20 protein-coding genes and 2 pseudogenes are annotated in these 24,209 nt (G+C 68.8%); 13 read left to right on the forward strand and 9 right to left on the reverse strand.

Features of this window, described 5'->3' with window-relative positions; all coding sequences use genetic code 11:
• The 5 genes and pseudogenes from BB334_RS03135 to paaN all read right to left on the reverse strand — a co-directional run.
• A pseudogene (locus tag BB334_RS03135) lies at window positions 1–746 on the reverse strand (phenylacetate--CoA ligase); the annotation flags it as partial.
• Between the two features lie 51 nt (window positions 747–797).
• Complete coding sequence (gene paaI / locus BB334_RS03140) at window positions 798–1,265, reverse strand: hydroxyphenylacetyl-CoA thioesterase PaaI (protein WP_068804200.1); 468 nt, start codon at window positions 1,263–1,265, stop codon at window positions 798–800.
• Window positions 1,258–2,817 carry a 3-hydroxyacyl-CoA dehydrogenase PaaH gene (gene paaH / locus BB334_RS03145; RefSeq protein WP_068804202.1) on the reverse strand — a complete coding sequence of 520 codons (1,560 nt, stop codon included), beginning with the start codon at window positions 2,815–2,817 and terminating at the stop codon, window positions 1,258–1,260. Before paaH ends, paaI begins: the two co-directional genes overlap by 8 nt.
• Complete coding sequence (paaG, locus tag BB334_RS03150) at window positions 2,814–3,611, reverse strand: 2-(1,2-epoxy-1,2-dihydrophenyl)acetyl-CoA isomerase PaaG (protein ID WP_068804205.1); 798 nt, start codon at window positions 3,609–3,611, stop codon at window positions 2,814–2,816. The genes paaH and paaG overlap by 4 nt, the downstream gene beginning before the upstream one ends.
• Window positions 3,612–3,620: 9 nt before the next feature.
• On the reverse strand, window positions 3,621–5,288 hold the full coding sequence (gene paaN / locus BB334_RS03155) for a phenylacetic acid degradation protein PaaN (RefSeq protein WP_068804207.1): 1,668 nt from the start codon (window positions 5,286–5,288) through the stop codon (window positions 3,621–3,623).
• A gap of 468 nt (window positions 5,289–5,756) precedes the next feature.
• On the opposite strand from paaN, the gene paaX reads away from it, so the two are divergent.
• Window positions 5,757–6,698 carry a phenylacetic acid degradation operon negative regulatory protein PaaX gene (paaX, locus tag BB334_RS03160; protein WP_232756632.1) on the forward strand — a complete coding sequence of 314 codons (942 nt, stop codon included), beginning with the start codon at window positions 5,757–5,759 and terminating at the stop codon, window positions 6,696–6,698.
• 35 nt (window positions 6,699–6,733) lie between these two features.
• Here the strand turns inward: paaX and paaY are convergent, their stop codons facing one another.
• Entirely contained in the window at window positions 6,734–7,351 is a 618-nt protein-coding gene (gene paaY, locus BB334_RS03165) for a phenylacetic acid degradation protein PaaY (protein ID WP_068804209.1), read from the reverse strand.
• A gap of 77 nt (window positions 7,352–7,428) precedes the next feature.
• Between paaY and BB334_RS03170 the strand changes: the two genes are divergently transcribed.
• The 6 genes from BB334_RS03170 (at window position 7,429) to BB334_RS03195 (ending at window position 14,065) form a co-directional block, all read left to right on the forward strand.
• Window positions 7,429–8,235 (forward strand): IclR family transcriptional regulator, encoded by an 807-nt coding sequence (locus BB334_RS03170; RefSeq protein WP_068804211.1) that lies wholly within the window; start codon window positions 7,429–7,431, stop codon window positions 8,233–8,235.
• A gap of 255 nt (window positions 8,236–8,490) precedes the next feature.
• Window positions 8,491–9,639 (forward strand): ABC transporter substrate-binding protein, encoded by a 1,149-nt coding sequence (locus BB334_RS03175; RefSeq protein WP_068804214.1) that lies wholly within the window; start codon window positions 8,491–8,493, stop codon window positions 9,637–9,639.
• 112 nt (window positions 9,640–9,751) lie between these two features.
• On the forward strand, window positions 9,752–10,789 hold the full coding sequence (locus tag BB334_RS03180) for a branched-chain amino acid ABC transporter permease (protein ID WP_068804216.1): 1,038 nt from the start codon (window positions 9,752–9,754) through the stop codon (window positions 10,787–10,789).
• A gap of 62 nt (window positions 10,790–10,851) precedes the next feature.
• The gene (locus BB334_RS03185) at window positions 10,852–12,645 is read left to right on the forward strand and encodes a branched-chain amino acid ABC transporter ATP-binding protein/permease (protein ID WP_068804462.1); all 1,794 of its coding nucleotides are present in this window, start codon (window positions 10,852–10,854) and stop codon (window positions 12,643–12,645) included.
• 10 nt (window positions 12,646–12,655) lie between these two features.
• Window positions 12,656–13,435 carry an ABC transporter ATP-binding protein gene (locus BB334_RS03190; RefSeq protein WP_068804218.1) on the forward strand — a complete coding sequence of 260 codons (780 nt, stop codon included), beginning with the start codon at window positions 12,656–12,658 and terminating at the stop codon, window positions 13,433–13,435.
• A gap of 30 nt (window positions 13,436–13,465) precedes the next feature.
• Window positions 13,466–14,065, forward strand: a complete 600-nt coding sequence (locus tag BB334_RS03195; protein ID WP_068804220.1) for a hemerythrin domain-containing protein — start codon at window positions 13,466–13,468, stop codon at window positions 14,063–14,065.
• A gap of 18 nt (window positions 14,066–14,083) precedes the next feature.
• Here BB334_RS03195 and BB334_RS03200 read toward each other — a convergent pair whose 3' ends face one another.
• Window positions 14,084–14,533 (reverse strand): CopD family protein, encoded by a 450-nt coding sequence (locus tag BB334_RS03200; RefSeq protein ID WP_068804222.1) that lies wholly within the window; start codon window positions 14,531–14,533, stop codon window positions 14,084–14,086.
• A gap of 244 nt (window positions 14,534–14,777) precedes the next feature.
• Between BB334_RS03200 and BB334_RS03205 the strand changes: the two genes are divergently transcribed.
• The 5 genes and pseudogenes from BB334_RS03205 (at window position 14,778) to BB334_RS03225 (ending at window position 19,762) form a co-directional block, all read left to right on the forward strand.
• On the forward strand, window positions 14,778–15,503 hold the full coding sequence (locus BB334_RS03205) for a DUF3348 family protein (RefSeq protein ID WP_068804224.1): 726 nt from the start codon (window positions 14,778–14,780) through the stop codon (window positions 15,501–15,503).
• Window positions 15,504–15,505: 2 nt separating this feature from the next.
• Complete coding sequence (locus tag BB334_RS03210; RefSeq protein WP_068804226.1) at window positions 15,506–17,311, forward strand: coiled-coil domain-containing protein; 1,806 nt, start codon at window positions 15,506–15,508, stop codon at window positions 17,309–17,311.
• A 2-nt stretch (window positions 17,312–17,313) separates the two neighbouring features.
• Entirely contained in the window at window positions 17,314–17,955 is a 642-nt protein-coding gene (locus tag BB334_RS03215; RefSeq protein WP_068804228.1) for an OmpA family protein, read from the forward strand.
• Window positions 17,850–18,353, forward strand: a pseudogene (locus tag BB334_RS03220) (DUF2894 domain-containing protein); the annotation flags it as partial. The gene BB334_RS03215 and the pseudogene BB334_RS03220, both read left to right, overlap by 106 nt.
• Window positions 18,354–18,523: 170 nt before the next feature.
• Window positions 18,524–19,762, forward strand: a complete 1,239-nt coding sequence (locus BB334_RS03225; RefSeq protein ID WP_068804232.1) for a benzoate/H(+) symporter BenE family transporter — start codon at window positions 18,524–18,526, stop codon at window positions 19,760–19,762.
• Between the two features lie 14 nt (window positions 19,763–19,776).
• On the opposite strand, the gene BB334_RS03230 is transcribed toward BB334_RS03225, so the two are convergent.
• The gene (locus tag BB334_RS03230) at window positions 19,777–20,184 is read right to left on the reverse strand and encodes an acyl-CoA thioesterase (RefSeq protein ID WP_068804234.1); all 408 of its coding nucleotides are present in this window, start codon (window positions 20,182–20,184) and stop codon (window positions 19,777–19,779) included.
• Between the two features lie 76 nt (window positions 20,185–20,260).
• Window positions 20,261–21,055 (reverse strand): 3-hydroxybutyrate dehydrogenase, encoded by a 795-nt coding sequence (locus tag BB334_RS03235; RefSeq protein WP_068804241.1) that lies wholly within the window; start codon window positions 21,053–21,055, stop codon window positions 20,261–20,263.
• Between the two features lie 287 nt (window positions 21,056–21,342).
• Here BB334_RS03235 and BB334_RS03240 point away from each other — a divergent pair, with 287 nt between their 5' ends.
• Window positions 21,343–24,075 (forward strand): cation-transporting P-type ATPase, encoded by a 2,733-nt coding sequence (locus tag BB334_RS03240; RefSeq protein ID WP_068804243.1) that lies wholly within the window; start codon window positions 21,343–21,345, stop codon window positions 24,073–24,075.
• The last annotated feature ends 134 nt before the right edge of the window (window positions 24,076–24,209 follow it).

A 24,209-nucleotide genomic window follows, 5' to 3' on the forward strand; every position in this document is an offset into this window, starting at 1 on the left:
GGACCCATCACTTCGGTCAGGCCGTAGATGTCGACCGCGTCGATGCCGAGCTTACGCTCGATCTCGCCCCGCATGCCCTCGCCCCAGGGCTCGGCGCCGAAGATGCCGACCTTGAGCGAGATTTCCTCCGGCTTGATGCCGTGGCGCTCGAATTCCTCGGCGATCACCAGGGAATAGGAGGGCGTGACCATGATCGCGTCCGGCCTGAAGTCCATGATCTGCTGGACCTGCTTCTCGGTCTGGCCGCCCGACATCGGCACCGCGATGCAGCCGGCCCGTTCGATGCCGTAGTGGGCGCCGAGACCGCCGGTGAACATGCCGTAGCCGTAGGCGTTATGCACCATGTCGCCGGCGCGCACGCCGGCGGCGCGCAGCGAGCGGGCGACGACGTCGGCCCAGTGGTCGAGGTCGTTCTTCGTGTAGCCGACCACCACCGACTTGCCGGTGGTGCCGCTCGAGGCGTGCAGCCGGGCGAGCTTCTCGCGCGGCACGGCGAAGAGGCCGAAGGGATAGTTGTCGCGCAGGTCCGTCTTCGTCATGAAGGGGAAGCTGGCGAGGTCGGCCAGCGACTTGAGGTCGTCGGGGTGGACGCCCGCCTCCTCGCAGCGCTTGCGGTAGGGTGCGACGTTGTCGTAGGTGTGGCGTACCGACCACTGCAGGCGCTGAAGCTGCAGGGCGGAGATCTCGTCGCGGCTGGCCGTCTCGATCGGCTCGAGATCCCCGGGCTGGGGGGTCTTCACGGGCATGGTGTTGTCTCCTCCTTTTCTCTCTGTGGGCGCGGGGCCGTTCCGGCCCGCTCAGGCTTTCTCTGCGGCGAGTCCGGCGATCACCTCGCCGGCGATGCGGTAGCTCTTGCCCCGGAACAGGGCGACGGTGTTGCCCGCGCCGTCGCGCACGGTGACGTCATAGACACCGGTGCGACCGGACAAGGAGCGCTCGACCGCTTCGGCCTGCAGGGTGTCGCCTTCGCGGCCGGGGGCGACGAAGTCGATGTTGCAGCCCGAGGCGACCGTGTTGCGGTTGTAGGCGTTGCAGGCGTAGGCGAAGGCGGTGTCGGCGAGCGAGAAGATCAGGCCGCCGTGACAGATGTGATGGCCATTCACCATGTCGCCGCGCACCGGCATGCTCAGCATCGCGCGCCCCGGGCCGACACTGTCGATGCGCATGTCGAGCGCCTGGGCGGCACGGTCGCGTGACCACATCGCTTCAGCGACGGCTTCGGCCAGCGCCTGCGGATCGGTGGGGATGTCGTGCATGTCAGTCATGGATCTTCTTTCCGGCGAAGACGCGCTGCTGGATCAGCGGCGAGACGCGATAGCGGTCCTCGCCGTAGAAGCGGGCGAGGTTCGAGAGCACGGTGCTGATGGTCGGCAGACCGACGCGGTCGGCCCATTCGAGCGGGCCGCGCGGGTAGTTCACGCCGAGGCGCATCGCGGCGTCGGCCGCGGCCGCGTCGCAGACGCCCTGGTGCACCGCGTCGGCGGCCTCGTTGGCGAGCATCGCGACCGTGCGCATGACCGCCAGGCCCGGGGTGTCGCCGAGGCGGCACACGGAAAAACCGGCGGCCTGCAGCAGGCCGATCGCCGCACCCAGGGCCGGCGCCCAGCAGTTGATCGAAGCGCCGACGGCGATGCGGGTGGCGGTCGCGTAGTCCTGCGCGAGGTCGATCAGCACCACGTTGTCGATGCAGGTCTCCGCGGCACGCTGGGTCGCGGTGCGACCGTCGGTGACGAAGACGACCGCGCCGCCGACCTCGGCGATCCGGCCATCGCTGGCCTCGCCCCAGGTGTGGGCGATGTTGCGCTCGAACAGGCGGTCGGCAATCGCATGCACCGCGGCCGAATGACCATGCAGCACGATCTCGGCCGGTGCGTTCTGCGCCACAGCGACCTGCGCTTCGGGGCGCGTGGCGCCTTCGCGGTAATCGTAGAAGCCGCGTCCGTTCTTGCGCCCGAGGAAACCGGCCTCGAGAAGTTCCTGCTGGATCAGCGACGGCGTGAAGCGCGGATCATTGTAGAAAGCGTTCCACACCGAGCGGGTCACGGCGAAGTTGACGTCGTGGCCGATCATGTCCATGAGCTCGAACGGCCCCATGCGGAAGCCGCCAGCGTCACGCATGATTGCGTCGAGCGTCGCGCAGTCGCCGCCACCCTCGTTGAGGATGCGCAGCGCTTCGGCGTAATAGGGTCGCGCCACGCGGTTGACGATGAAGCCCGGTGTCGAGCGTGCATGTACGGGCGTCTTGCCCCAGGCGGCGGCGGTGGCGTGCAGGGTGTCGGCGACGGCGCGCTCGGTGGCGAGGCCGGAGACGACCTCGACCAGCTTCATCAGCGGCGCCGGGTTGAAGAAGTGCAGGCCGGCGAGGCGCTCGGGACGCTTCAGCGCGGCGCCGATCGAGGTCACCGAGATCGACGAGGTGTTGGTGCCGAAGATGCAATCGGCGCCGACGATGTCCTCGAGATCGCGGTACAGCGTCTGCTTGGCCTCGAGGTTCTCGACGATGGCCTCGACCACCAGGGCGGCGTCGGCGAGCTCGGCGAGGCGCTCGACGGCGACCAGGCGCTCGCCGGCGGCCTGGGCGGCATCAGCGCTCATCCTGCCCTTGTCGACGAGCTTGCCGAACTGGGCGCGGAGACCCTCGATCGCCTTGCCGGCCGCGCCGGGGCGGTTGTCGAGCAGCTTGACCACGTGGCCGGCTGCGGCCGCGACCTGGGCGATACCGGCGCCCATCGCGCCGGTGCCGACCACGGCGATGACGGCCGATGCGGGGAGGGGCGAGGCGGACTGTGTTGTCGTTTGAGTGTCGGTCACGCTCATTCCCCGGTGAACTTCGGCGCGCGCTTTTCCATGAAGGCGGCGACGCCCTCGGCGTAGTCGGGGCTCCAGCCGAGTTCGCGCATGAAGCCGCCTTCGAAGGAGAGCTGTTGCTCGAGCGTATGGCCGGGCGCCGCATGCATCGCCTGGCGGGTGCGCACCAGCGCCTTGGTCGGCATCGTGGCGAGCTGTGCCGCCATCGCGTCGACCCTGGCGGCGAACTCGGCGTCCTCGTAAGCGGCCCAGATCAGGCCCCAGTCGGCGGCCTTCTCGGCGGGCAGCTTGTCGGCCAGCATCGCCAGTCCCATCGCACGCGCCATGCCGACGCGCTGGGGCAGGAACCAGGTGCCGCCGGTGTCGGGCACCAGGCCGATCTTGCTGAACGCCTGCAGGAAGGAGGCCGACTTCGTCGCCAGCACCAGGTCGCAGGCGAGCGCCACGCTCGCACCGGCACCGGCGGCGATGCCGTTGACCGCGGCGATCGTGGGCACGCGCAGGTTCTGCAGGCGCAGCACGAGCGGCTTGTAGTTCTTCTCGACGACGCTGCCGATGTCGGGCATGCGCCCGTCGGGCAGGGTCGACATGTCGGGATCGGCGAGGTCCTGGCCGGCGCAGAAGGCGCGACCGGCGCCGCTCAGCACCAGCACGCGCACCGCGCTGTCGGCCTGGATGCGGTCGAGTGCGTCACGCAGCTCGGCATGCATCTCGCCCGTGAAGCTGTTGAGCTTGTCCGGACGGTTCAGCGTCAGGCGGGCGACGCCCGCTTCGACCGAGAAAAGGATGTTTCGATAGTCCATGACCTCTCCTCAGACGTGGTAGCGGCGCTGGACGACGCGGAAGCGGTTGGCGACGAAGGCCGAATCCGAATAGGAGGCGTTGGCCGCCGGGTTGCCGCCGGTGCCGTGGTAGTCGGAGAACGCCGCCGACTGGTTCACGAAGATGCCGCCGGTGAGGTTGATCGAGAGCGCGACCTTGCTGCGCCAGGTGGCCTCGGTCATGGCGTCGATCACCTCCTGCCGGGTCGAATACACGCCGACCGTCAGCGCCCCGTGGGTGGACGTGACACGCTCGGACAGCGCGATCGCGGCTGCGGTGTCGGCGACCCTGACGATGAAGCTGATCGGGCCGAAGCGCTCTTCCATGTATAGCTGCTCGTCCTCGGCGTCGCAGGCCAGCAGCACCGGGGTGCGCACCCTGGCCGCAGGGAAGTCCGGGTTTTCGAGCGCGCTCGAGGCGAGCACGACCTTGCCCAGCTCGCCGCTGTTGGCGACGTCGATCCGCTCCACCGTGTCGGCGGACTGGATCGCGCCCAGCACCGCATGGGCGACCTCGGGCTTGGACAGGAAGCGCTCGACCGAACGCGCGAGATCGGCACAGAACTCGTCGTAGCTCTTGTGGCCGTCCTCGGTCTCGATTCCGCCGGCGGGCACGAAGATCGCCTGCGATGTGGTGCACATCTGACCCGAGTACAGCGAGAGGGTGAACGCGAGGTTGTTCAGCATCGCCCGGTAGCTGTCGGTGGAATCGATGACGATGTTGTTCACGCCGGCCAGCTCGGCATAGACCTGCGCCTGGCGGCAGTTGTCGACCAGCCACTGGCCGAACACGTTGCTGCCGGTGAAGTCGATCGACCTGATCGCCGGGTGGGTGGCGAGCCCCTGGGTGGTGGTGCGCTTGTCGGCGACGCACAGACTGACCAGGTTGGGATCGATGCCGTTCTCGGCGAGCACGGTGCGGATCGTGCGCACCGTGATGGCGGCCGGCAGGATCGCGTTGCTGTGCGGCTTGACGATCACCGCATTGCCGGTGGCGAGCGCGGCGAACAGGCCGGGATAGGTGTTCCAGGTCGGGAAGGTGCCGCAGCCGATCACCAGGCCGACGCCGCGACCGACGATCTGGAAGTGCTTCTGCATGCGCAGCGGCGGGTTCTTGCCCTGCGGCTTCTCCCAGATCACCTCGCTCGGCACGAAGCTCTGCTCGCGCCATGCGTAGGTGACCGCTTCCAGGCCGCGGTCCTGCGCGTGCGGCGCGCCCGCCTGGAATGCCATCATCCAGCCCTGGCCGGTGGTCATCATGACCGCATGGGCGAGCTCGAAGCTCTGCTTGTTGAGGCGATCGAGGATCTCCAGGCAGATGCCGGTGCGCCCCTCGGCCCCGACCGCCTGCCAGCCCTGCATCGCCTCGGACCCGGCGGCGATCAGCGCCTCGGGCTCGCACACCGGGTACTCGACGTCGAGCGCGACGCCGTAGGGCGAGGACTCCTTGCCGTGCCAGCCGGTCTGCCCCGGTTGCCCGAGCTCGAACTGCTTGCCGAGGTGGGCCTCGAACGCGCGCTTGCCGTCTTCCGCGGCGGTTTCGCCGTAGAGCTTGGGGCTGGGCATCTCTGGGAAGGGCGTCCAGTAGGCGCGTGTGGCGATCGCCTGAAGTGCGCCGACGAGGGTGGCACGGTGCTTTTCGAGCAGGGGATGGGTCATTGGTCTCTCTCCGGGTCGGGGGTCCATGGGTACAAACGATACGAATCCATATTGTTCATGTCAATAGATCGTATCCAATAAGTATCCGTAGCAAAACCTGATTTCTACATTCCAGAACGTCTTACGAAGATATAAATTCAATTATTAACAGCACTTTACCTTTATTTTTTTGATGTATTCTGCATTAAAAGAAAAAAGCTGGAATCCTGATCGCGGCAAGCGAGACCGTCATTGAGATACAATATCTCATACATTATCGATTCTTTTGGTATCATTTTAAGACCCTTACTCAACACGCAACTCAAGTCCGGGCGGGCCGTCCTCGAGAAGCCGCTCGGCGCCCTCAAAGCCCCCCAACCGACCATGCCGACCGCCTCCCTGACCGCCATTCGCCGCGGCCGCGCTTTGCGCCGCGTCGAGGAGCCGATACACTCCGCGCGCCTCGAACACCCGAAAACCGCAAACGACGTGCCCCAGCCGATCCAGCAACGCATCGACGACTTCCGCCGGCAGGACCGCGTGCACGCCGGCTCGCTGATCATTTCGGCGTTCGGTGATGCGATCGTGCCGCGCGGCGGCCGGATCTGGCTCGGCAGCCTGATCCGGCTGCTCGAGCCGCTCGGCCTGAACGAAAGGCTGGTGCGCACCTCGGTGTTCCGCCTCGCCAAGGACGACTGGCTGGCGAGCCAGCCTTGCGGCCGTCGCACCGACTACCTGCTCACCCTGTCGGGACGGCAGCGCATCGAGGAAGCGTCGCGCCACATCTACACCTCCACCGCGCGGCAATGGGATCGCCGCTGGCGCCTCATCGTCACGGTCGGGGAGTTCGCCGCGAAGGAAAGGGAAAAGCTGCGCCAGGCGCTGTTCTGGCAAGGCTTCGGCCTGCTCGGCGGCGACTGTTTCGTACACCCGAGCGCCGACCTGATCGCCGCCTTCGACGCCCTGACGGCGGAGGGTCTGGCCGCATTGCTGCCCCGGCTGAAGCCGCTGATGGCGGCCGACGCCACCCTCGGCTCGGGCGCGAGCGACGTCCAGATGGTGAACGGCGCATGGGACCTGACGCGGCTGGCGGCGACGTACGAGGAGTTCGTGCAGCGCTACCAGCCGATGCTGGCGCAATTGCGCGACGGCGCTGGCGAGACCGACGATCAGACTGCGTTCCTGCTGCGGCTGCTGCTGATCCATGATTACCGTCGCCTCCTGCTGAGGGATCCAGCGCTCCCCGAGGTGCTGCTCGCCACCGACTGGCCCGGCCAGCGGGCGCGTCTGCTGTGCAGGGACCTCTACCGGCGACTGCTGCCCGCTTCCGAGCGCCATCTCGAGGCCCATCTGCAGCTCGCCGACGGTCGCACGCCCGCGGCCTCCGAACTGCTGCTCGAACGCTTCCGCGACGCCGATCCGCTGCGCTGAACGGCCCGTGCGCCGCGGCGGCCGCCGGGCTGCGCTCAGTCTTCCTTCTTCTTCAGCGCCACGAGCGGCACGACGTCGGGCATGTGGATGCGCTTGCGATCGGGCTCGACCGCGCTCAAGGGCGTGGTCTCGACCATCGTCGCCCGGCAGCGCCGCGTCAGATCCTGATAGGTCGCCGTGCCCTCGCCCTTCCAGCGCACCTCGTCAGCGGTCAGCTCGCGCACCACCTTCGCCGGCATCCCCGCCACCAGCACCCGTGGCGGAATCTCGACGCCGGCGCGGACGAAGGCGGAGGCCGCCACGATGGACTCCTCGCCGATCACCACGTTGTCCATGATCACCGCGTTCATGCCGATGAGCGCGTTGCGCCCCACGCGGCAGCCGTGCAGCACCGCCCCATGGCCGACGTGGCCGTCCTCCTCGACCACCGTGTCGGTGCCGGGGAAGCCATGCATCACGCAGGTATCCTGCACATTGGCCCCGCGCTCGAGGATCAGCCGCCCGAAATCGCCGCGCAGGCTGGCACACGGGCCCACGTAGCAGCCCTCGCCGACGATGACGTCGCCGATCAGCACCGCCGAAGGGTGCACATAGGCGCTCGGATGAACCACCGGCACGATGCCGTCGATCGCATAGACCTTGAGGTTTCCCATTCTTCTCCTCCAGTTCGGGTTATCTTACAGATCTCATAATTCATTCCATAGTACATAACTTTGAGCACGATCCGATCATGAGCGACGAACTCGAAGGCAAGCACGGCGTTCAGTCCCTGGAAGTGGGCATGAACATCCTCAAGGCGATGGCGACCGGCAGGCGATCGATGATGCTCAAGGACATCGCGCTCGCGGCGGACATGCCGTCGTCCAAGGCCCACCGCTACCTCGTGAGCCTTATCCGCAGCGGCCTGGTCGAACAGGACCGGCTGAGCTCGCGCTACGACCTCGGGCCCTTTGCGCTCAACCTCGGGCTGGTCGCGCTCGACCGCCTCGACCGTATCCGGCTCGGCCTCAATGCGATCACCGAGCTGCGCGACCGCACCAACGAGACGGTATCGCTCGCGGTGTGGAGCGAAAACGGCCCGGTGGTGGTGCGGTGGGAGCGGCCGCGCCGCCCGGTCACCGTCAACGTGGTCACCGGAACCAACCTTCAACTGCTGACGTCGGCCGCCGGGCGGGTGTTCAGTGCGTACCTGCCGGAGCACCAGACCGAGGCCCTGTTGCGCCGCGAGATCGAAAGCGGCAAGAGCCCCGAGGGGATCACGACCCTCGCCGAGGCGCGTGCGCTGCTCGCCGACGTGAAGGCGCAGGGCATGGCGATCATCTCGGACCATTATTTCGCGCGCGGGGTGGAAGCGGCCGCGGCGCCGGTCTTCAACTTCAAGAACGAGATCACGATGGCGATCGCGGTCGTCGGCGTCGAACGCTCGCTCGACCTCGGCGCCGAAAGCCGCACGCTCGCCGAACTTCGCCGCTCGGCGCAGGCGTTGTCCGCGCGCCTCGGCGCCTCGCCGGACGAAGAAACGGACGCGGAGCGGTGAGCATGCCGCCGTTGCGCCAGCGAACTCATGGGCCCGCGCAATTCGATACAGAATTTTTCCTTGACGCAGGCTTTTGTATCAATTCTAATTCGCAGAATAGATTCTGAAATAAGAAACCAGCCCGGATCGAGGGAGCCGAAGCTCCCCGTGGGCAAGGCGAGTGCGTCCAGGGCGGATCGGTAAACACGCTACGCGGCGCAACGAAACCCCGGAGGAAGGCTTCCGGCAGACTGCAACACCACTCGAGGAGACATCATGAAACTGCGCAACACCCTGCTGGCCGCCATCGGCCTCGCATTCGCGGCGGGCGCCGCCCAGGCCGACATCAACGTCGGCGTCGTGCTGTCCGCGACGGGCCCGGCCGCCTCGCTCGGCATTCCCGAGAAGAACACCATCTCGCTGTTGCCGACCACGATCGGCGGCGAGAAGGTGAACTACATCGTCCTCGACGACGCCTCCGACACCACCACCGCGGTGAAGAACGCGCGCAAGCTGATCGACGAGAACAAGGTCGACGTGCTGGTCGGCTCGACCACCAGCCCGGCCTCGCTGGCGATGATCGACGTCGTGGCCGAATCGCGCACACCGATGATCTCGATGGCGGCCTCCGCGCGCATCGTCTCGCCGATGGACGACCAGAAGCGCTGGGTGTTCAAGACGCCGCAGAACGATCTGCAGATGGCGAGCGCGATCGTCGAGCACATGCTCGCGAACGGCATCAAGAAGGTCGCCTTCATCGGCTTCGCCAATGCCTACGGCGAAGGCTGGCACGAGCAGTTCAAGAATCTCGCCGACGACAAGGGCATTCAGATCGTCGCCAACGAGCGCTTCAATCCGGCCGACACCTCGGTGACCGGACAGGCGCTGAAGCTGATGTCGGTGAAGCCGGACGCGGTGTTCATCGCCGGTTCGGGCACCCCCGCCGCCCTGCCGCAGAAGAGCCTGCGCGAGCGCGGCTACAAGGGTCCGATCTACCAGACCCACGGCGTCGCCAACAACGACTTCCTGCGCATCTGCGGCAAGGACTGCGAAGGCACCCTGCTGCCGGTCGGCCCGGTCCAGATGGCCCGCAGCCTGCCCGACAGCCATCCGGTGAAGGCCTCTGCGTTGAAGTACGTCGAGAAGTACGAGGCCGCCAACGGCGCGGGCTCGGTGTCGAGCTTCGGCGCCTACGCCTGGGACGCCGGCGTGCTGCTCGAGGCGGCCGCCCCGGTCGCGCTCAAGAACGCCAAGCCGGGCACGGCCGAATTCCGCGCCGCGCTGCGTGACGCGCTCGAGGGCGTCAAGGAAGTCGCCGGCGCCACCGGGATCTACACGATGAGCGCCGAAGACCACCTCGGCCTGGACGAGCGCTCGCGCGTGATGATCGAGATCCGCAACGGCTCCTGGTCCCTCCTGAAGTAAGCATCCGCCGCGGCCGGGGCGCCCAGCGCCCTGCCGCGCGTCTGTCCGGCATTCCCGGAGCATCCATTCAAATGCGGCGGCCCGAGCGGGTTCGCCGACAAGAGGCTTAGCCATGGACATGTCAATTGCGCTGATCCTGGGCCAGGACGGCATCACCAACGGCGCGATCTACGCGCTGCTGGCGCTCGCACTGGTGCTGGTGTTCGCGGTGACGCGCGTGATCTTCATCCAGCAGGGCGAGTTCGTCGCCTACGGCGCACTCACCCTGGCGATGATGCAGGCCGGCACGGTGCCGGCGACGGTCTGGCTGCTGGTGGCGATGGGCGTGCTGGTCACGGTGTTCGACGCCGGCGCGGCGCTCAGGGCGGGCCGCCATCGGCGCGCGGCGGCCGTGGCGGGCTGGAATCTGATCTATCCGCTGGCACTTGCCGCGATCATGGCCATGCTGCCGGTGGCCAGCCTGCCGCTGCTCGTGCAGGTGTTCCTGACGCTGGCGATCGTGGTGCCGATGGGACCGCAGATGTACCGCCTGATGTACCAGCCGGTGGCCTCGGCGCCGGTGCTGATCCTGCTGATCGTGTCGGTGGCGCTGCACATCGCGATGGTGGGTCTCGGTCTGCTCTTCTTCGGCGCCGAGGGCCAGCGCACGCCCGCCTTCAGCGATGCCAGCTTCGAACTCGGCACCCTGATGGTGTCCGGCCAGACGGTGTGGGTGCTGGTGGTGTCGGCGCTGCTGATCGGCGCGCTGTACCAGTTCTTCGAGCGCACCCTTTACGGCAAGGCGCTGCGCGCGACCGCGATCAACCGTGTCGGCGCCCAGCTGATGGGGATCTCGCCGGCACTCGCGGGCAAGCTCACCTTCTTCCTGGCCGCCTTCATCGGCGCGCTGTCGGGCGTGCTGATCGCGCCGATCACCACCATCTACTACGACACCGGCTTCCTGATCGCGCTGAAGGGTTTCGTTGCCGCCATCATCGGCGGCCTGGCGAGTTATCCGATCGCCGCGCTCGGCGCCCTGCTCGTGGGCCTGCTGGAATCCTTTTCTTCCTTCTGGGCCAGCGCCTACAAGGAAGTCATCGTATTCACCCTGATCATCCCCGTGCTGCTGTGGCGTTCGCTCAACACCGGGCATGTGGAGGAAGAAGAATGACCGTGCGTCTGCCCGCAGATCCCGTGCCGTCCGATGCGTCCGCCGCCAGACGGCGCCCCGCGCTGCTCTCCAGCCGGCTCGTACTCGGCGTCTTTCTCGTCCTGCTGCTCGTGGTGCCGGCGATCCTGTCGCCCTACTACGTGACGCTGCTGAACTACATCGGGCTGTACGCGATGGTCGCCCTCGGCCTCGTGCTGCTGACCGGCGTGGGCGGCTTGACCAGCTTCGGCCAGGCCGCCTTCGTGGGCCTGGGGGCCTACACTACCGCGGCACTCACCACCGCGACCGACCTGCCCGCCTGGCTCGCCTGGGTGGGCGCCTCGCCCTGGCTCACCCTCGTGGCGGGCCTGTTGATCACCGCCGCGGTGGCGGTCGTCCTCGGTTCGCTCACGCTCAAGCTGTCGGGCCACTTCCTGCCGCTGGGCACGATCGCGTGGGGCATCAGCCTGTACTTCCTGTTCGGCACCATGCAGAGCCTGGGCGGGCATACCGGCATCAGCGGCATTCCGCCGATCACCCTGTTCGGCCGGGCGCTCGACGACGGACGCGAGATCTACTATCTGATCTGGGCCTTCCTGCTGGTGGCCATGCTCACCACCCACAACCTGCTCGATTCGCGCGAGGGGCGCGCGATCCGCGCGCTCAAGGGCGGGCGGGTGATGGCCGAGGCGATGGGGGTCGACACCGCGCGCGCGCGCATGGTGATCTTCGTCATCGCCGCCCTGCTGGCCTGTGCCTCGGGCTGGCTGTACGCGCACATGCAGCGCTTCGTCAATCCGACCCCGTTCGGCGTGCATATCGGCATCGAGTACCTGTTCATGGCGGTGATCGGCGGCGCGGGCTACGTGTGGGGGGCGATCGTCGGCGCGAGTGTGATCACCGTGCTCAAGCAGTGGCTACAGGATCTGCTGCCGCAGCTGCTGGGCTCGAGCGGCAACTTCGAGATGATCGTGTTCGGCGTGCTGATGGTGCTCGTGCTGCACCGCGCCCGCGAGGGCGTGTGGCCGATCCTGAAGAAACTCGTGCCGGTGCGCACGGCGCCCAAGACGATCGATACCGCGGCCGAGCCGCTGCCGCGGCGCACCCTGCCCGCTGCCGGCGAGCGCATCCTCGAGGCGAAGAACGTCACCCGCAAGTTCGGCGGCCTGGTGGCCAACGACAACATGAGCCTCGAAGTGCGCGCGGGCGAGATCCTCGCCCTGATCGGCCCCAACGGCGCGGGCAAGAGCACGATGTTCAACCAGCTCTCGGGCGTCGACACCCCGACCTCGGGCGAGGTGCTGTTCCTGGGCAAGCCGGTGGCCGGACACAACTCGCGCGAGATCGCCCGCATGGGCATGAGCCGTACCTTCCAGCATGTCAAGCTGCTGCCGACGATGACGGTGCTCGAGAACGTGGCGATCGGCGCCCACCTCAGGAGCGACAAGGGCGTCCTCAGCGCGGCCTGGCGCCTGGACCGTGCCGAGGAGGCTCGCATCCTCAAGGAGGCCGCCAGGCAGATCGAGCGCGTCGGCCTGCAGGACCACATGTTCGACGAGGCCGGCAGCCTGGCGCTCGGCCAGCAGCGCATCCTCGAGATCGCGCGCGCACTGTGCGCCGACCCCTGCCTGCTGCTGCTCGACGAACCCGCGGCCGGGCTGCGCTTCAAGGAAAAGGCGGCGCTGAGCGAGCTGTTGCGCAAGCTGCGCGCCGAAGGCATGGCTACCCTGATCGTCGAGCACGACATGGACTTCGTGATGGGTCTGGTCGATCGCGTGGTGGTGATGGAATTCGGCCACAAGATCGCCGAGGGCCTGCCCGACGAGATCCAGAACAACCCCGCGGTGCTCGAAGCCTATCTGGGCGGCGTCGATTGAGGAGCGTGCGATGACACAGACCCCACAGACCAACGCCGGCGCGAACAACCCGGTGCTCGAGATCAAGGACTTGTGCGTGTCCTACGGCAAGGTCGAGGCGCTCACCAACGCCAGCCTGACCGTGGGCGAGGGCCAGATCGTCACCGTGATCGGCCCCAACGGCGCGGGCAAGACGACGATGCTGTCGGCAATCATGGGCGTGCTCGGCAGCAAGGGCCGGGTGGCCTTCGACGGCACGCTCGAAGTCGTCCCCGAGGTCGAGCGCATGGTCGCGCGCGGCATGAACCTCGTGCCCGAAAAGCGCGAGCTGTTCGGCGAGATGAGCGTCGAGGACAACCTGGTGCTGGGCGCCTTCCAGCGCTACCGGATGGGCAAGCGCGACCACAAGCAGACGCTCGAGGAAGTGTATGCGCTGTTTCCGCGCCTGAAGGAGCGCCGCGACCAGGCCGCCGGCACGATGTCCGGCGGCGAGCGCCAGATGCTGGCGGTGGGCCGCGCGCTGATGGCCAAGCCCAAGCTGCTGATGCTCGACGAACCCAGCCTCGGGCTGGCGCCGCTGATCGTGCGCGAGATCTTCCGCATCATCGCCGAGCTGCGCCGGCGCGGGGTGTCGATCCTGCTCGTCGAGCAGAACGCGCGCGCCGCGCTGCAGGTGGCGGATTACGCCTACGTGCTAGAGACCGGCCAGATCGCGATGGAGGGGCCGGCGCACGAGCTGGCCGACGATCCGCGCGTGATCGAGGCCTACCTGGGCTTCGGCGGCAAGCATCAGGCGATGCTGTCGACCTGAGTCCTACCCCACACCGAAAGAGGACAAGCGATGGAAGCGATGCGCACCCTGCTCGACGAGCACCAGTCGCTCGCGGCGATCATCCATGCGATCCGGCACATGATCGGCGAGATCCGCGCCGGGCGCCTGACGCCCGACTTCAAGCTGTTCGAGGCGATGGTGCATTACCTCGACGCCTACCCCGAGAAACGGCACCACCCCAAGGAGGACCGCTACCTCTTCGAGCCGCTCAAGGCCCGCACCAGTGAAGGCGCCGAGGTGCTCGCCCGCCTCGAGCGCGAGCATGCCGAGGCCGACGCGCGCATCAAGACGCTCGAGCAGGCGCTCGACCGGTATGTCGGCGGCGCGCCCGACGGCTTCGAGACCTTCGCCCAGGCCTTCGATGCCTATGCCGAGTTCTATCGCAACCACATGCTCACCGAAGAGCGCGAGGTGCTGCCGCTGCTGATCGCGCACTTCACCGAGGAGGACTGGGCCCGCGCCGACGCCGGCATCCGCGCCGAGATGGACCCGATGGGCGGCACCCGCCCGGGCGGAAAGGAGGAGGACTTCGCCCGCATCTTTTCCAAGCTGGTCGCCGCCGCCCCGCCGCCGATCGGCTTCGGCAGCGGCCCTTACAAGAACGACTGATCCGCGCGGCCGGCGCCCTCAGCGCGCCGACGCCGCCGCGACCACCGTCGCCACCCCGAGCACCAGGTTGAAGGCGACGAGGCGGCGCATGCCGTCGAGCACGCGCGCGGCCTCGGGCCAGGCGGAGGCCGTGCAGTGCGCGCGCAGGCGGGGGAAGCGCACCAGCCAGATGTGGCCGAACACCGCCGTCATCAGCAGGCCGAGTGCCAGCATCGCGTGCCAGCCCGGCGGCGCCCCGGCAAAGCCGACCGCGCCGAACAGGGCGAAACCGGTGGCGAGGATCACCGCCACCGCGACCGCCACGTAGGGCAGGAAGCGCGCGAAGGCTGCGCACCACAAGGGCAGGCGCTTCGCGGGTTCGAGCACTTCCGCGGCCGCCGGCCGCAGGCAGAAGTAGGCGAAGAACATGCCCCCCACCCAGGCGAAGGCGCCGAGCAGGTGCAGCAGGATCAATAGTTGTCTGAACATGGGGGCAGCTTCCGGACGACAGGAGAGGACGCGGGCGCAAGCCCGCCGGCATGGTTCGCGCCCGAGCTTATCGGCGGCGCCGCCCCGCGACAAGAAGCGCGGGTCGGCAGGCGCGCCGCCGTCGCCGACGATCCGGCGCCCGGCGCCCGGCCGGAACGCCACGCGTGCGTGCGTGCCCGGTGACCGCCAGGCCGCTCTGTAGTAGCCTTGCGGCTTTTTTCGCCGAACGATTCCGGTTCCCGGCATGGTGGAAGGATTGCAGCGCACGCGCCTCGACAGCTCCCGGCTGGTCCGCGCTCTCGTCGAACTGGCCGTCACGGACGGCCCCGAGCCGAAGCAGTCCTTCGCCGAGCGGCTCGGTCAGTGGCTGGACCTCAAGGACGCACTCGCCCTGTTTTCCGCGCTCAATCCCGGCGCGGTGCAGGCGCACGCTCAGGGCGGCGGCACCCCCGCGTCGCCGGCGAGTGCGGCGGCACGCAAGGCCTACGCCCGCGTGCTCGCCGGCCTGAGTGCGGCGATCGCCGCCGAGCCGCTGCTGTCCGCCGCGCCGCCCCCCGCCCTCGAGGCCGGCTTCGCGCCCTACCAGCGCTGCCATCTCGCCCATCAGCGCGCGATGATCGCCGCCATCGGTCCGCTGCGCGCGACGGTGCGGGCGACGGTGGCGAAGCGCTCGCCCGCACTGGCGCGCCTCGCCGCGCTCGATGCGGTGCTCGAGCAGGCGCTCGCCGCGCGCGAGCGCAGCCTGCTGGCGACGCTGCCGGCGCTCCTCGCGGCCCGCTTCGAGCAGCTCGGGACGGCTGCGAGGGTCGCGCAACCGACGGCGCCGGAGGGTGCGACGACGGGGGACGCCGCGGACTGGCTGGCCGGCTTTCGCAAGGACATGCAGGCGGTGCTGCAGGCCGAGCTGGATCTGCGCCTGCAGCCGGTCGCCGGGCTGATCGAGGCGCTCGACAACGACACGAAAGGCTGACGATGAACCGAATTCTCTGTGTGGCGGCCTTCTTCATCGGGCTTGCCGCCGTGGCCTGGGTGGGCGTCGGCTACGTCGGCACCAGCACGCTGGCGCTGACGATGACCGCGTTGATCGGCGCCGTCTATCTGGCGGGCGCGCTCGAACTTTTGCGCTTCGATCGCGCGACCGTCGCCCTCGAGCGCGCTCTCGCCGCGGTCCCGGCGAACCTGCCCCACCTCGGGGCCTGGCTCGAGCGCCTGCCCGCCCCGCTGCGTAACCCGGTGCGGCTGAGGATCGAGGGCGAACGCGCCGGCCTGCCCGGACCCGCGCTGGCCCCCTACCTGGTCGGCCTGCTGGTACTGCTCGGCATGCTGGGTACCTTCCTCGGCATGGTCGTGACACTCCAGGGCGCGGTGCTCGCGCTGGAGAGCACCACCGACCTGCAGACCATCCGCAGCGCGCTCGCCGCCCCGGTGAAGGGGCTCGGCGTGGCCTTCGGCACCTCGGTCGCCGGCGTCGCGGCGTCCGCCATGCTCGGTCTGGTCTCGGCCCTGTGCCGGCGCGCACGGCTGCGCGCCGGCCAGCTGCTCGACACCCGCATCGCCACCGAACTGCGCGGCTTCTCGCTCGCCCACCAGCGCCAGGAGAACTTCAAGGCGCTGCAGCAGCAGGCCGCCGCCCTGCCTCTGGTGGTCGACCGGCTGGAGGCGATGATGACCCAGCTCGAGCGCCACAACGAGGAATCCGGCGCGCGTCTGCTCGCCGGCCAGGATCGCTTCCACCGCGAGACCGGCGAAACCTACAGCGCGCTCGCCGCCTCGGTCGACCGCTCGCTGAAGGAGAGCCTGAGCGCGAGCGCCCGCCTCGCCGGCGAGACCATCGAGCCCGCGGTGGAGGCCACGATGGCCGCCATCGCGCGCGAGACCGCCGCCCTACAGGCGCAGGTCGGGGACGCGATCGCGACCCAGCTCGACGGCTTCGCCGCGAACTTCGCGCAACGCGCCACCGAGCTGCTGGACGCGGTGCGCGAGGCGAACGCGGTCGCCCACCGCGCCTCGGCCGAACAGGACGAGGCACGGCTGGCGGCGATGCGCCATTCGGTGGAGTCGATGGCGGCCGCGCTGCAGCAGGAATGGCGGGAGGCGGGCACGCAGGCCCAAGCCCGCGAGGCGCACTTGTGCCAGACCCTGGACGACACCGCGCGCCGCCTCGCCGCAGCGACCGAGGCCCAGGCCCGCAGCACGATCGAGGAGGTCGGCCGGCTGGTGCAGAGCGCGGCCGAAGCCCCGCGCGTCGCCGCCGAGGTCATCGGCCAGCTGCGCCAGCAACTCTCGGCCAGCCTCGCGCGCGACAACGCGCTGCTCGACGAGCGCAGCCGCATCATGGAAACGCTCGACACCCTGCTGGCCGCGATCAAGCACGCCGCCGGCGAGCAGCGGCAGGCGATCGACGCCCTGGTGGCGTCCTCCAGCGCGATGCTCGAGCGCACCGGCGCGGGCTTCGCCGAGCGCATCGAGACGCAGAGCGCGCACCTGGACACGGTGGCCGATCGGGTGAGCGGGGGCGCGCTCGAGGTCGCCAGCCTGGGCGAGGCCTTTGCCGGCGCGGTCGCGCTGTTCGGCGCCTCCAGCGAGCGGATGATGGACTCGCTCGAGCGCATCGAAGGCGCACTCGACAGGTCGCTCGCGCGCAGCGACGAGCAGCTCGCCTACTACGTCGCCCAGGCGCGCGAGATCGTCGACCTCAGCATCCTGTCGCAGAAGCAGATCCTCGAAGACCTGCAGCGGCTCTCCGCGCGCCAGTCGGCGCTCGCCGGGGAGACCTGAGGATGGACGAGATCGACGCCGGCATCGAGCATTCGGGCCCGGCCTGGGCGGTCTTCGGCGACCTGATGTCGGGCCTGCTCGGCGCCTTCGTGCTGATCCTGGTCGGCGTGCTCGGGGTCCAGCTCGAGCTGATGAGCAGCCTCGAGACCGAGGTGCAGAAGCGCCGCGTCGAGGAGCAGCGCCGCCAGGCGCTCGAGCAGGCCCTGGCGGCGCCGCTCGCCGCCGGGCGCGTGACCCTCGACGACGGCCGCATCGGCATCAGCGGCAGCGTGCTGTTCGCGCTCAACTCCGACACCCTGCAGCCAGAGGGCCGCCAGCTGCTGAAGAGCCTCGCACCGCCGCTCGCCGCCTACCTCTCGGTGCATGAGGAGATCCTGATGGTGAGCGGCTTCACCGACGATCGCCCGGTGCTCGCGAGCAATCGCCAGTTCGCCGACAACTGGGAGCTCTCCGCCCAGCGCGCGCTGACCGTGACGCGCGCCCTGATCGAGGAAGGGCTGCCCTCCTCGGCCGTGTTCGCCGCCGCCTTCGGCGCCGAGCAGCCCGTGGCCTCAAACGCCGACGACGCCGGACGCTCGCGCAACCGGCGGGTGGAAATGGCGCCGGTGCCGAAGACGGCCCGCGAGGAGCACGCCGGCTCATGAGCGACACCACCGGGGTGGGGCCCGAAGACGCATCACCGCTCGCCGCGCTGCTTGCCCACATCCGCGAGCAGTCGCGCCGCGGCGAGGGTGACGACGGCGGAGCGCAGCAGGAGCTCGACTACTTCCGCGCCACCTGGGCGCGCCTGGGCGTCGAGCGCAAGGTGTCCCGCGCCCTGGCGCAGGCGCCGCAGAACGCCGGTCCGCTCAACTCGCACTTCCTCGTGCTGCAGGCGGTCAAGCAGATGCGCACGATCTCGCCCGGCTACCTCGAACACTTCCTGTCCTGGATCGACACCCTGCTGTGGCTCGAGCAGGCCGACCCCGGCGGCCGGCCGGCTCAGAAAGCGGCGGCGCGCGCCGAGCGCAAGCGCAAGCCGGCACGCGGCGGCGGCGGCTGAAGCCCCGATCGGGCCGAATCATTCAGGATTCACGAACGCTGAATTCAACGCATTCCTGTTCTTTTGAACAATGGAAGAAATTAAGATGCGCGCTGAACGTGCCGGGGCGCGCGCAGGCGGCCATCCGGCGGCGCTCCGCCCAAAACAATGCCAACCGTCGAGAACCCCGCGTGATTTCCCATCTTGAACGTCCCAGCGTGCGCGCCCCCTCGCTGCGCCAGATCCTCGCCGACTCCGGCCTCACCTACTTCGCCAACGGCCTGATCGCCTTCATCTTCTCCGCCACCGGGCCGCTCGCGATCATCCTCTCGGTGGGCACCCGCGGCGGTCTGACGGACGCCGAGCTGGCGTCCTGGGTGTTCGGCGTCTTCTTCATCAACGGCCTGGTGACGATCGCGATGAGCTGGCGCTACAAGTCGCCGCTCGGCTTCGCGTGGACCATTCCCGGCACGGTGCTGGTCGGCCCCGCGCTGCAGCACCTGAGTTTCGCCGAGGTGATCGGCGCCTTCTACGTCACCAGCCTGCTGATCCTGGTGATGGGCGCCACCGGCTGGGTCAAGCGCCTGATGTCCTCGCTGCCGATGCCGATCGTGATGGGCATGGTGGCGGGCGTGTTCCTGCGTTTCGGCCTCGACCTCGTGCGCGCGCTGCACAGCAACGTCGCCATCGCCGCGCCGATGGTGATCGCCTTCCTGCTCCTGTCGGCCAATGCGGCGCTGGGCAAGCGCATCCCGCCGCTGATCGGCGCCCTCGTGGTGGGCGCGATCGCGGTCGGCGTGCTCGGCCAGCTCGACGCCGCCGACCTCGGCAGCTTCGCCTTCGCCGCGCCGGTGGTGCAGGCGCCCGTGTGGTCGGTGGCGGCGCTGGTCGAACTGGTGGTGCCGCTCGCGATCACCGTGCTGGTGGTGCAGAACGGCCAGGGCGTCGCGGTGCTGAAGGCGGCCAGGCACGAGCCGCCGGTCAACACGATCGCGGTCGCCTGCGGCATCGGCGCCGCGCTCAGCGCCGCGGTGGGCGCGGTCAGCACCTGCCTTACTGGGCCGAGCAACGCCCTGCTGACCTCGTCCGGCAAGCTCGAGCGGCAATACACCGCCGCCCTCGTGTTCGGCGTCTTCGGCGTGCTGTTCGGCCTCATGGCGCCGACCTTCACCGGCCTGATGCTCGCCACCCCGGCGGAATTCATCATGGTGCTCGGCGGCCTGGCGATGCTGCGCGTGCTGCAGGGCGCCTTCATGGGCTCCTTCGCCGGCGGCCGGTTCACCCTCGGCGCGCTGGTCAGCCTGCTGGTCACCGTCGCCGACATCAGCCTGTTCAACATCGGCGCCGCCTTCTGGGGCCTGGTGGCCGGCGTCGTGGTGTCGTGGCTGATGGAAAGGAACGACTTCGTGCTTCTGGCCAACCGCAACTGACGCGGCCCCGGCCCTCAGCCGAGGAAGGCGGAGAAGCGGGTCCGCCACGCGTCGTCGATCGGCACCGCTCTCATGCTTTCCATCGAGACGAGGACGACCTTGAGCCGGAACCGGACCCGCTCCTCCTCACCACAACACGCGGATATCCCGAGCGTCATCGACGATTTGCCGATCTCCAGCACCTGCAGCGAGAAGCTCAGCTGCTCCCCGTAGGTGCTCGGCCGCAGGAACTGGACTTCGAGGCTGACGGCGGGGACGCCCAGCCGCAGCTTCTCGTGGAGTTGGTGGAAATCGACGCCGATCGCCTCGCGGAACCAGTCCTCGACGGTCTCGTTACAGAGTTCCGCATAGCGCGGATAGAACACGATCCCGGCGGGATCGCAGTGGGAAAAGCGTACCTGTTTGAGCTTCGTGAACTGCATTGCATCACCTCCCTTCAGATTGCACGTGTACCGCGAGCGCGATCGAATCCACCCGCCCGCCGGCAGGATCAGTGCCTTACTTCGCCGTCCACCCGCCATCGACCGGCAAGGCGACCCCGGTGATCGAAGAGGCCGCCGGCGAGCACAGGAAAACCGCGAGCTCGCCCAGTTCGTCGATCTCCACGAAACGCTTGTTGGGCTGCGCCGCGAGCATGACTTCGCGCACCACGTCCTCTTCGGACATGCCGTGCGCCCTGGCCTGGTCGCGAATCTGGTCTTCGACCAGCGGCGTCCGCACGTAGGCCGGGCAGATCGCGTTGCAGGTCACCGAGCTTTCTGCCGCCTCCAGGGCAACCGCCTTGGTCAGCCCGACGACGCCGTGCTTGGCGGCGACATAGGCCGACTTGAACGGCGACGCCACCAGCCCGTGCGCGGAGGCCACGTTGATGATGCGCCCCCAGTTGCGCCGCCGCATACCCGGCAGTGCGGCGCGGATCGAATGAAAGTTCGACGAAAGATTGATCGCCAGGATCGCATCCCACTTCTCCTCGGGGAAGGATTCGACGGGTGACACGAACTGGATGCCGGCGTTGTTGACGAGGATGTCCACCGCGCCGAATTCGGCCTCGGCCTGGCCGATCATGTCCCTGACCTGCGCGGCCTGGGACATGTCCGCGGACGAATAGCGGACCTTCACATCGTGCAGACCCTCGATCTCGGCGCGGATCGTCTCGATCTCCCGCGCCTCGCCCAGGCCGTTGAGCATGACGTTGGCACCGGCAGCGGCCAGCGCGCGCGCGATACCGAGGCCGATGCCGCTGGTCGAGCCGGTCACGACCGCCGACCTTCCCTTCAGGGTCCCGTTCATCATGCTTGCCCTCCGGTTGGGAGCGCCTTCGGCGGCCGCTCCGGTGAAAGCTTGAAGCCCGTCGCCGCGATCGGCACGAGCCGGGAGGCAGCGTAACGCAACCCGACGTACAGGCCGCGGGCAATCGCGCGGCAGCAGTCGCTGCAGGCCAGGATCAGCGTTCCGACCGCCCTCGAGATCGCCGCATCGAATGCAGCCCAGGACGCTCGGCTGCTAGAATCTCCGGCAATCTTCGAGCGATCTGGGTTGAATCGCCTAACTTCTGCTGCGATCGAGAGGAGGCCCCCCGGATGACCAGGCGCCAGGACGCAAGCCCCGTGGAGGCGCCGATTCAGTGGCACACCCTGCCCACGGCACAGGTTGCGCAGATGCTGCAGACCGGTGTGCGCGGCCTGAGCGAGGCCGATGCCCGCCACCGGCTCGAACGCTACGGACCGAACCGCCTCGCCCCGGCTAAGCGGCGCGGCCCCCTGCTGCGCCTGCTGCTGCAGTTTCACAACATCCTGCTCTACGTGATGATGGGGGCGGCCGTCATCACCGCCGTGCTCGGGCACTGGATCGACACCGGCGTACTGATGATGGCGGTGATCGTCAACGCCATCATCGGCTTCATCCAGGAAGGCAAGGCCGAATCGGCGCTCGATGCCATTCGCGCGATGCTCTCGCCGCACGCGGTCGTGATCCGTGGCGGACGGGCGCAGGAGATCGAAGCCGCCGGACTGGTGCCGGGCGACCTCGTCGCGCTCGCCTCCGGTGACCGCGTTCCGGCCGACCTGCGCCTGGTCACGGTGACCGAGCTGCGGGTCGAGGAGGCCGCCCTCACCGGCGAGTCCCTGCCGGTCGAGAAGAGCGCCGAAACGGTGGTCGCCGATGCCCCCCTCGGCGACCGCTGCGGCATGGCCTACTCGGGCACCCTCGTCGTGTACGGGCAGGCGCGCGGCATCGTCGTCGGCACCGGCGCTGCGACCGAGCTGGGCAAGATCGACAGCATGCTGTCGGACATCCGCAGCCTGACCACGCCCTTGCTGCGCCAGGTCGATCGCTTAGGCCGCCTCCTGGCGCTGACCATCCTCGGCGTGGCGGCGGCGACCTTCGTGTTCGGCACCGTGTGGGGGGGGCACAGTGCCGCGGAGATGTTCATGATGGTGGTGGCGCTGGCCGCCTCCGCGATCCCCGAAGGCCTGCCGGCGATCATGACGGTGACGCTGGCGCTGGGCGTGCAGCGCATGGCTCGGCGCAAGGCGATCATCCGCCGCCTGCCGGCGGTCGAAGCGCTCGGCTCGGTGACGGTGATCTGCTCGGACAAGACCGGCACCCTCACCCGCAACGAGATGACCGTGCAGCGCGTGGTCAGCGCCGACCACGTGTTCTCGGTAGGCGGCGTCGGTTACGCGCCGGCGGGCGACCTGAGCATCGCCGGCCGCATCATCGACCCCGAGCGCTACCCGGCGCTGGCGATCGCGATCCGCGCCGGGGTGTTGTGCAACGATGCCCGTCTGCGCGACGAAGACGGCCGCTGGCGGGTCGAGGGCGACCCCACCGAAGCCTCGCTGCTCGTGCTCGGCGCAAAGATCGGCTTCAGCCAGCATCTCGGCGATCCGGCCTGGCCGCGCCTCGGCACGATTCCTTTCGAATCGCAGCACCGCTTCATGGCCACCTATCACCGCGACAGCGACGACGAGCCGTGGATCTTCGTCAAGGGCGCGCCCGAGCGGATCCTCGACATGTGCCGCGCGCAGTGGGGCCACGACGGCGCGCAGCCGCTGGACGTCGATTACTGGCGTCGCATGGGCACCGACCTCGCCGCCCAGGGCCTGCGCCTGCTCGCGCTGGCATGCAAGCGCGCCGCGCCACTGGGCGAACGCCTGAGCGTCGCCGACACCGAGACGGGCTACACCCTGCTCGCCCTCGCCGGCATCATCGACCCACCGCGCGAGGAGGCGATGCGTGCGGTGGCCGAATGCCATCGGGCCGGCATCCGCGTGAAGATGATCACCGGCGACCACGCCGAAACGGCGCGCGCGATCGGCGCACAGCTGGCGATCGGAGTGGGCAAGCCGGCGATCACCGGCGCCGAGCTGGCGATGATGGACGACGCCGCCCTGCGCCGGGTCGCGATGGAAGTCGACGTCTTCGCGCGCGCCGCGCCCGAGCACAAGCTGCGCCTGGTGCAGGCGCTGCAGGACCACGGCCAGGTGGTGGCGATGACCGGCGACGGGGTGAACGACGCCCCCGCACTCAAGCGCGCCGACGTCGGCGTGGCGATGGGCCTGAAGGGGACCGAGGCGGCCAAGGAGGCGGCGGACATGGTGCTCGCCGACGACAACTTCGCCACCATCGCCAGCGCGGTGCGCGAAGGCCGCGCGGTGTATGACAACCTGAAGAAATTCGTCCTGTTCATGCTGCCCACCAACGGCGGCGAGGCGCTGGTGGTGATTGCCGCCATCCTGTTCGATCTGACCCTGCCACTGACGCCCGCCCAGGTGCTGTGGATCAACATGGTGACTTCGAGCACGCTCGGCCTGGCGCTCGCCTTCGAGCCGGCCGAACCCGGGATCATGAGGCGGCGCCCGCGTCGGCCCGGCGAAGCCCTGCTGTCGGGCTTCTTCGTCTGGCGCGTGCTGATGGTGTCGGTGCTGATGATGACCGGCGCGCTCGGCCTCTTCCTGTGGGAAGTGAACGCGGGCACCGGCATCGACACCGCACGCACGATGGCGGTCAATGCCGTGGTGGCGGCCGAGATGTTCTACCTGCTCAACAGCCGCTTCATCCTGCGCCCGGTGCTGAGCCTCGAGGGCCTCACCGGCAACCGCTACGTCCTGCTCGCGATCGCCGCCTGCATCCCGCTGCAGATCGCCTACACGCACGCACCACCGATGCAGGCGATCTTCGGCTCCGCGGGGCTGAACCCGCTGGAATGGACCAAGGTCCTGGCGGCAGGCCTGCTGGTGTTCGCCGTCGCGGAGTTCGAGAAACTCGTCGTCCGCCGCACCGGCCTGGCGACGCGCCTGCGGCTGGCATGAGGACGCGACCCTCCGGATCGCCCGCATGAACGCAGCGCGCCGGCCCTGTTTTGATACTGGCATTAAAGTTGCTGTGTTACCCTCGCCATGGCACCGCCACCCAGTCAGCCATTAATCGACTCGCCGCCCGATCC

It is taken from the genome of Thauera phenolivorans, assembly GCF_001696715.1.
Classification (GTDB): domain Bacteria; phylum Pseudomonadota; class Gammaproteobacteria; order Burkholderiales; family Rhodocyclaceae; genus Thauera; species Thauera phenolivorans.